Consider the following 8043-nt stretch of genomic DNA (forward strand, 5'->3'; position numbering starts at 1 on the left):
CGAAACCCACTGTTTATCTTCTTTTACTTTAAATTTTTTCCAAGGCCAAGCGCAAATCTTCGATCAAATCATCTACATTTTCAAGTCCGATTGACAAACGAATTTGATTTGGTGTGACACCTGCTGCTTCCAGGTCTTTTTCTGACAATTGACCGTGAGTGGTTGTAGCTGGATGAACAACAAGCGATTTAGCATCTGCTACGTTTGCTAGGTCAGAAAAGATTTCTAAATGATCAATTACCTTGCGTGCTTCTGCCTCCCCACCTTTGACATGGAAAGTAAAGATTGAGCCCACACCTTTAGGCAAGTATTTCTCAGCCAAGGCATGATAAGGACTATCTGCAAGTTTTGGATAGTTGACTTTTTCTACCTTAGGATGGTTGACAAGGAAATCAACAATTCTCTCTGCATTTTGCACATGGCGTTCCACACGAAGTGAAAGAGTTTCAAGTCCTTGGAGCAAGAGAAAGGCATTGAATGGTGACAAGGCTGCACCTGTATCGCGAAGCAATTGAACACGGACAGCGATAATAAAGGCTGCTGCACCCACATCACGAGTATAGCTCAAATTGTGGTAGCTTGGGTCTTCCTCAACAAATTGAGGGAATTTCCCTGAAGCTTCCCAGTCAAAACGACCACTATCGACAATCACTCCACCAATAGTCGTACCATGCCCACCGATAAACTTAGTCGCAGAGTGAATGGCAATATCTACACCATGAGAAAAAACGTTAATCAAATAAGGTGTGGCAAAGGTATTGTCAGAAACAAGTGGAATCTGATGCTTATGAGCAATCTCAGCCAATTTTTCCAGGTCTGGAATGTTAATCAAGGGGTTGCCCAAGGTTTCAATCAAGACAAGCTTGGTATTGTCATTGATAGCCGCTTCCACTTCCTCCAAATTATCTACGTCCACAAAGGTTGTTGTGATCCCATAACGAGGAAGAGTTTCTTTCAAAAGATTGAAGGTTCCACCGTAAATAGTTGATGCTGCTACTACATGGTCACCCGCATGGGCAAGCGCCAAAATCGTATAAGTCACTGCAGCCATCCCTGAAGCTGTTGCAAGAGCTCCAACACCACCTTCAAGGGCAGCAATTCTTTCTTCAAAGGCAGCTGTTGTAGGATTGGTAATACGAGTATAGATATTACCTGGCTTCCTCAAGGCAAACAAATCAGCACCTTCCTGCGTATCATCAAAAACAAAGGATGTTGTTTGATAAATCGGCACTGCACGAGACTTAGTTGCTGGATCAACTACTTGCCCAGCATGCAATTGTAAGGTTTCAAATTTAAAATCACGAGTCATAAAGCGACCTCCATATAGTTTGATTAGAGATATTGTAGCACCTTAGGATTATCTTGACTAATACATCTTTTCTATATTTTGATATAAGGAGTGGCTATTACTTCTTACAAAATCGAAAAAAGCACGAATCAATCGTGCTCATTTTCTTAATCTACATAAGTATCTTCGTTTTTATTGAGGAAGGCGTATGGAAGACCCATCAAGAGACCACCACCAATCAAGTTTCCGATGAAAGTTACACCCCAATGACGAAGCATATTTCCAACACCGAAGTTGGCAATTGAGTCCGCAGCAACACTGAATTTTACAATCGCGAAAGAAGCAAAGTTCGCAGCAATGTGCTCATTTGTTAAGAATACAAACATGTAAATAGCTGACAACACAAGCCAAAGTTTGGCGCCACCATCTTTGACCAAAACAAATGAAAGAATCGCAATATTAACGAAAATATTTGCCAAAATCGCCTCAAGCAAGACTAATTCATTTGAGCGGCCTAACTTCATCTCAACAACCCCTGAGATGAAACTATCGTGAGTCAGATTTGCATAGGCTGCCGAGTGAGCGAAGCCCCAACCTGCTATCAAGGCTCCGATAAGGTTGAACAAGGTACAGTATAGTAAAATCTCAGCTGTTTTTCTCCAAGAGATTTTTTTCAAGAAACTACCTGCAGTCAAGAACATCATGTTTGATGTTACCAACTCGGCATTCAAGAAAACAATGTAGGCCAAGCCCCAAGCAAAGACAAATGGGAAGAGGAAGCGTCCACTACCTGGCGCAATTTTATTAATCAAGTCAGCCCCAACTGCACCAGCAGCTGTACTGAAGGTTAAAAATGCACCTGCGAACATAGAACGAATCGCATACTTAAATTTGCTTTGAGTATAAAGACTTTCTTTCTTCTTGCAAGCAAATTCAATCTTTGAGATAAATTCTGAAGAAACCATAATAAACTCCTAAAAATTTTTTACCTGATAATTATATCACAAACGTTAAAATTAAGGAAGCGTTTTCTGTATTTCATAAAAGTTTATTCTTATGAAAAGCTTAAAAAATCAGTGAAATCCAGGATTTCACTGATTTGTATTAATAAAATTGTCTATATGGTTGATTGAAAGCTGTTAGAATTTCATCAGATGTTTGTGAATATTCTTTTGTTTCTTTCAAATCGCCTTTTACAATAATACGTTCTGTAGCAGCAAGGTCTTCACAGGTTACTAATGTAATCTCATTTACCCCATCTCTATCATCAACTTCATCAACACGATCCGGTGTAACACGTTTGACTTCACGTATTTCATAAGTATAAACTTTATCCTTATCGGTTAGATAAATCTTCATACCATTTTTAGCGTTATCTAAAGGAGAAAATAACATTTTATTAGCATTATTGACACCAAAAATATGATGACTAGCTAGACTATAATTTCCTTTCCCCATCACTTGATCGCGTTTCATCGTACCAGCACCATAGAAGAGATTGACATTATCAAGACCTTTAAAAATTGGCAGATTCATTTCTAATTCAGGAACTGCAATTCCGCCGATAACTGGTAATTTTTGAGCATCCCATTGAGAAGCTAGAACCGCTTCAGAAGAGATAGCATTGACAGAATCAAAATCAAAATTTCCTTCTGTATCCTGATTTTCTTCTATTTTTTCTTTTGATACCTGACTAACTTGGTACTTATTGGTATTCCAAACTATGAAAATATCACGAATTTTAGCATTAAAAATCAAAGCAATTGATAGTAGTATCAGAAATCCTGCCAGGATATTTGTCAGTAGATTTTTTCGTTTGTTTTTCTTCTTATTATTTTTTTGAGACATTATGCTTCACCTTCTGTTTCGTTTTCTGTCCCAACTTCTTCTTTTTCTGCCGCTGCAACCGTAGTAAAGGTTACAATTTTAGCATCTTGATCCAGACGCATTACTTTAACTCCCATAGTTGAGCGTCCTGTTTGTGAAATATTGGCAACGTTGGTTCGAATCATGACACCTGTATCAGTGATAATCATCAAATCTTCATCGCCTTTAACGGTCATAAGACCAGCAAGAGAACCGTTCTTTTCTGTAATCTTAGCAGTTTGCATCCCTTTACCACCACGACCTTTAGTTGGATATTCAGTCGCGACTGTACGCTTACCATATCCTTTTTCTGTGATGATAAGAACCTCGTCTTGATCAGTAATTACGCTAGCACCAACTACTGTGTCTCCCTCACGGAGATTCACACCTTTCACACCTGTGGCGATACGACTCATGCCGCGAACGGCTGATTGATTAAAGCGAACTGCATAACCAAACTTGGTACCAATAATAATATCCGTCTCTTCTTCCGTCAACGAGACATTAATTAACTCATCTTCATCTTTAAGATTCAGTGCTTTAAGTCCATTTTGACGAATATTAGCAAATTCCTTAACGCTGGTTCTCTTTACAATACCATGACGGGTTGTGAAGAAGAGATAAGCATCATCACTGCGTTCAGACTCAACATTGATAATAGTCTGAATACTTTCACCTTCGTCCAATTTCAAGAGATTAACTACTGGTAGTCCTTTGGCCGTCCGACCATACTCAGGGATTTCATACCCCTTCAAGCGATAGACACGCCCTTTATTTGTGAAGAAGAGCAGGTGATCATGGGTGCTAGTTGACACTAACTCACGAACAAAATCATCATCCTTAACACCTGTTCCTTGGACACCACGACCCCCACGTTTTTGAGCAGTAAACTCAGCTTGGTCCAGACGTTTGATGTAGCCTCTGTTAGAAAGCGTAATTAAAACATCCGATTCTTCAATCAAGTCCTCATCTTCAAGACTCAAGACTTCACCGACCATCAACTCTGTACGGCGTTGGTCGCCAAACTTACGCTTAACTTCATCCAATTCGTCTTTGATAATTTGAGAAACACGTTCAGGCTTAGCAAGAATATCCGCCAAATCCGCAATTAGAGCCAAGAGGTCATCATACTCAGACTGAATCTTATCTCGTTCCAAACCTGTCAAACGACGAAGACGCATATCAAGGATAGCTTGACTTTGACGTTCAGAAAGCTTAAACTTGCTCATCAGCTCAGCTTGAGCTTCCGCATCCGTTTCACTAGCACGGATGATACGAATCACTTCGTCGATATGGTCTAGCGCAATCAAGAGACCTTCTAAGATATGAGCGCGCGCTTCCGCTTTTTCCTTATCAAAACGTGTACGACGAACAACTACTTCTTTTTGGTGCTCGATATAAGCGTCCAAAATTTGACGAAGGGATAAAATCTTCGGTACACCATTTTGAATCGCCAACATATTAAAACCAAAGTTGGTTTGCATCTGGGTCATCTTGAAGAGGTTATTGAGGATAACATTGGCTGAGGCATCGCGCTTAACTTCGATAACAAATCGCACACCTTCACGGTTTGACTCATCACGTACTGCTGTAATCCCCTCAATGCGTTTTTCCTGAACCAAACGAACAATATGCTCATGCACCTTAGTTTTATTGACCATGTAAGGAAATTCCGTTACAACGATGCGCTCACGGCCAGTCTTAGTTTCTTCAATTTCAGTACGAGAACGTAGGACAATAGAACCTTTACCCGTTTCATAAGCCTTATGAATACCTGATTTCCCCATGACAAGGGCACCTGTTGGAAAATCTGGTCCAGGCAAGACTTCCATCAAGTCCTTGGTAGTCACTTCAGGATTGTCCATGACCAACTTCACTGCATCAATGGTTTCACCCAAGTTGTGAGGCGGAATATTGGTTGCCATCCCAACGGCAATACCAGTTGCTCCATTGACCAAAAGGTTTGGAAAACGTGCAGGCAAGACCAAGGGTTCCCGTTCATTGGCATCATAGTTATCGACGAAATCAACCGTATTCTTATTGATATCTCGAAGCATTTCTAAAGCAATCTTGCTCATGCGTGCCTCAGTATAACGCTGGGCGGCAGCACCATCTCCATCCATGGAACCAAAGTTTCCATGCCCATCTACAAGCATGTAACGGTAACTCCACCATTGAGCCATACGAACCATGGCTTCATAGATAGAGGAATCCCCGTGTGGGTGGTATTTACCCATGACGTCCCCTGTAATACGAGCAGATTTTTTATGGGGTTTGTCTGGAGTAACACCCAATTCATTCATTCCATAGAGAATCCGACGGTGAACAGGTTTCAATCCATCTCGAACATCAGGAAGAGCCCGCGCTACGATAACACTCATGGCGTAATCGATAAAGCTCGTCTTCATCTCCTTTGTCAGATTGACATTCACTAAATTTCTATCCTGCATTAATAAATGCCTCATTTCACAATTAGTAAGTAACAACATTATACCATAAATTCCCATCTATTTCAGCCTCTAACCCACTAAAACGTTTACATCGAGAACTATAAGGCATATTCGTGACAAAGTTTTTTAAAAGTGATAGAATGAAGTTGTCTGGGGAAAATCCCCTAATAAAATTAAGGAGATGTTTAGAACAATGACTTCAACTAAACAACACAAAAAAGTTATCCTTGTCGGAGATGGTGCTGTAGGTTCATCTTACGCTTTTGCACTGGTTAACCAAGGAATTGCACAAGAGCTTGGAATTATCGAAATTCCACAATTGCATGAAAAAGCTGTTGGTGACGCGCTTGACCTTAGTCACGCCCTTGCCTTCACTTCACCTAAAAAAATCTATGCAGCTCAATACTCTGACTGTGCAGACGCTGACCTTGTTGTGATCACTGCAGGTGCGCCTCAAAAACCAGGTGAAACTCGTCTTGACCTTGTAGGTAAAAACCTTGCTATCAACAAATCAATCGTAACTCAAGTTGTTGAATCAGGTTTCAAAGGTATCTTCCTTGTTGCTGCTAACCCAGTTGACGTTTTGACTTACTCAACTTGGAAATTCTCTGGATTCCCTAAAGAACGCGTTATCGGTTCAGGTACTTCACTTGACTCAGCTCGTTTCCGTCAAGCACTTGCTGAAAAATTGGATGTTGATGCTCGTTCAGTTCACGCCTACATCATGGGTGAACACGGTGACTCTGAGTTCGCTGTTTGGTCACACGCAAACATCGCTGGTGTAAACCTTGAAGAATTCCTTAAAGACACTCAAAATGTTCAAGAAGCTGAATTGATTGAATTGTTCGAAGGTGTTCGTGATGCAGCCTACACAATCATCAACAAAAAAGGTGCAACATACTACGGTATCGCAGTAGCCCTTGCTCGTATTACAAAAGCAATCCTTGACGACGAAAACGCAGTACTTCCACTTTCAGTCTTCCAAGAAGGCCAATACGGAGTTGAGAATGTCTTTATCGGTCAACCAGCTGTTGTTGGTGCACATGGTATCGTTCGTCCAGTAAATATCCCATTGAACGACGCAGAAACTCAAAAAATGCAAGCATCTGCTAAAGAATTGCAAGCTATCATTGACGAAGCATGGAAAAACCCAGAATTCCAAGCAGCTTCAAAAAACTAATTTAACTATAGACAACTCCTTGAAGCATCAGGGAGTTGTTTTTTTCTGTATTTACACACACATCACACAAAAAGTATGGAACAAGCAACGATTTACTCTTTAGCTACAGTTGCATTAAATCAAAAGTAAAAACTTTGCTCATATACAAAAAAGGGCTCTATAATATTTGTAGTGGGTAAATCCCTATAGATATTATGGAGCCTATTTTAGGGTAGAAAAAAAGTCCCATATGACCTATAATGAAAAGCGATCAAACAACTCATTAGAAAGAATCATATGGAACAATTACATTTTATCACAAAACTACTAGACATTAAAGACCCTAATATTCAAATTATAGATATCATCAATAGAGATACACACAAAGAAATCATCGCCAAACTGGACTACGATGCTCCATCTTGTCCTTATTGTGGAAGTCAAATGAAAAAATATGACTTTCAAAAACCTTCTAAGATTCCTTACCTCAAAACGACTGGTATGCCTACTAGAATTCTATTTAGAAAGCGTCGTTTCAAGTGCTATCATTGCTCGAAAATGATGGTCGCCGAGACCTCACTCGTCAAGAAGAATCATCAAATTCCTCGTATTATCAACCAAAAGATTGCGCAAAAGTTAATTGAAAAGACTTCTATGACCGATATTGCCCATCAGCTTTCCATTTCAACTTCAACTGTCATTCGAAAGCTCAATGATTTCCACTTTAAGCATGATTTTTCTCGTCTTCCTGAGATTATGTCCTGGGACGAGTATGCCTTCACTAAGGGAAAGATGAGTTTCATTGCACAAGATTTTGATAATCTCAACATCATCACTGTTCTTGAGGGTAGAACACAAGCTGTCATTCGTGATCACTTTCTTAAATATGATAGAGCCGTCCGATGTCGAGTGAAAATCATTACTATGGATATGTTTAGTCCCTACTATGCCTTAGCTAAACAGCTTTTCCCATGTGCTAAAATCGTTCTAGATCGTTTCCATATTATCCAACATCTCAGCCGTGCTATAAGTCGTGTCCGTGTTCAAATCATGAATCAGTTCGATCGAAAATCCCATGAATACAAAGCCATCAAACGTTACTGGAAGCTCATTCAACAAGATAGTCGTAAACTCAGTGATAAGCGATTTTATCGCCCTACTTTTCGTATGCACTTAACCAATAAAGAGATTCTTGACAAGCTTTTGAGCTATTCAGAAGACTTGAAACACCACTATAATCTCTATCAGCTCTTGCTTTTTCACTTTCAGAATAAGGAACC

The 8043-nt window shown here is 39.9% G+C and carries 6 protein-coding genes; 2 read left to right on the top strand and 4 right to left on the bottom strand.

The window, feature by feature from the left end:
• Positions 1-28: 28 nt before the first annotated feature.
• The 4 genes from HT732_RS07000 to gyrA all read right to left on the bottom strand — a co-directional run bounded on the left by HT732_RS07000 (position 29) and on the right by gyrA (position 5604).
• Positions 29-1309 (bottom strand): O-acetylhomoserine aminocarboxypropyltransferase/cysteine synthase family protein, encoded by a 1281-nt coding sequence (locus HT732_RS07000; protein WP_173254437.1) that lies wholly within the window; start codon positions 1307-1309, stop codon positions 29-31.
• A gap of 146 nt (positions 1310-1455) precedes the next feature.
• A complete protein-coding gene (locus tag HT732_RS07005; protein WP_173254438.1) occupies positions 1456-2253 on the bottom strand; it encodes a formate/nitrite transporter family protein in 798 nt (265 codons plus the stop codon).
• A gap of 139 nt (positions 2254-2392) precedes the next feature.
• Positions 2393-3136, bottom strand: coding sequence for a sortase SrtA (gene srtA / locus HT732_RS07010; protein WP_173254439.1), 744 nt, complete (start codon positions 3134-3136; stop codon positions 2393-2395).
• On the bottom strand, positions 3136-5604 hold the full coding sequence (gene gyrA, locus HT732_RS07015; protein ID WP_173254440.1) for a DNA gyrase subunit A: 2469 nt from the start codon (positions 5602-5604) through the stop codon (positions 3136-3138). Before gyrA ends, srtA begins: the two co-directional genes overlap by 1 nt.
• Before the next feature lie 193 nt (positions 5605-5797).
• Between gyrA and HT732_RS07020 the strand changes: the two genes are divergently transcribed.
• Together HT732_RS07020 and HT732_RS07025 are read left to right on the top strand one after the other, a co-directional pair.
• Positions 5798-6784, top strand: coding sequence for an L-lactate dehydrogenase (locus tag HT732_RS07020; RefSeq protein ID WP_000204726.1), 987 nt, complete (start codon positions 5798-5800; stop codon positions 6782-6784).
• A 276-nt stretch (positions 6785-7060) separates the two neighbouring features.
• On the top strand, positions 7061-8043 hold a 983-nt coding region (locus tag HT732_RS07025), incomplete at its 3' end, for an ISL3 family transposase (RefSeq protein ID WP_173254441.1).

Source organism: Streptococcus sp. 5346, from assembly GCF_013277455.1.
GTDB lineage: Bacteria > Bacillota > Bacilli > Lactobacillales > Streptococcaceae > Streptococcus.

Bases quoted from the DNA above. Each gene is read 5' to 3' on its own strand.
- HT732_RS07000 (WP_173254437.1), bottom strand. From the start codon at position 1,309: ATGACTCGTGATTTTAAATTTGAAACCTTACAATTGCATGCTGGGCAA.
- HT732_RS07005 (WP_173254438.1), bottom strand. From the start codon at position 2,253: ATGGTTTCTTCAGAATTTATCTCAAAGATTGAATTTGCTTGCAAGAAG.
- srtA (WP_173254439.1), bottom strand. From the start codon at position 3,136: ATGTCTCAAAAAAATAATAAGAAGAAAAACAAACGAAAAAATCTACTG.
- gyrA (WP_173254440.1), bottom strand. From the start codon at position 5,604: ATGCAGGATAGAAATTTAGTGAATGTCAATCTGACAAAGGAGATGAAG.
- HT732_RS07020 (WP_000204726.1), top strand. From the start codon at position 5,798: ATGACTTCAACTAAACAACACAAAAAAGTTATCCTTGTCGGAGATGGT.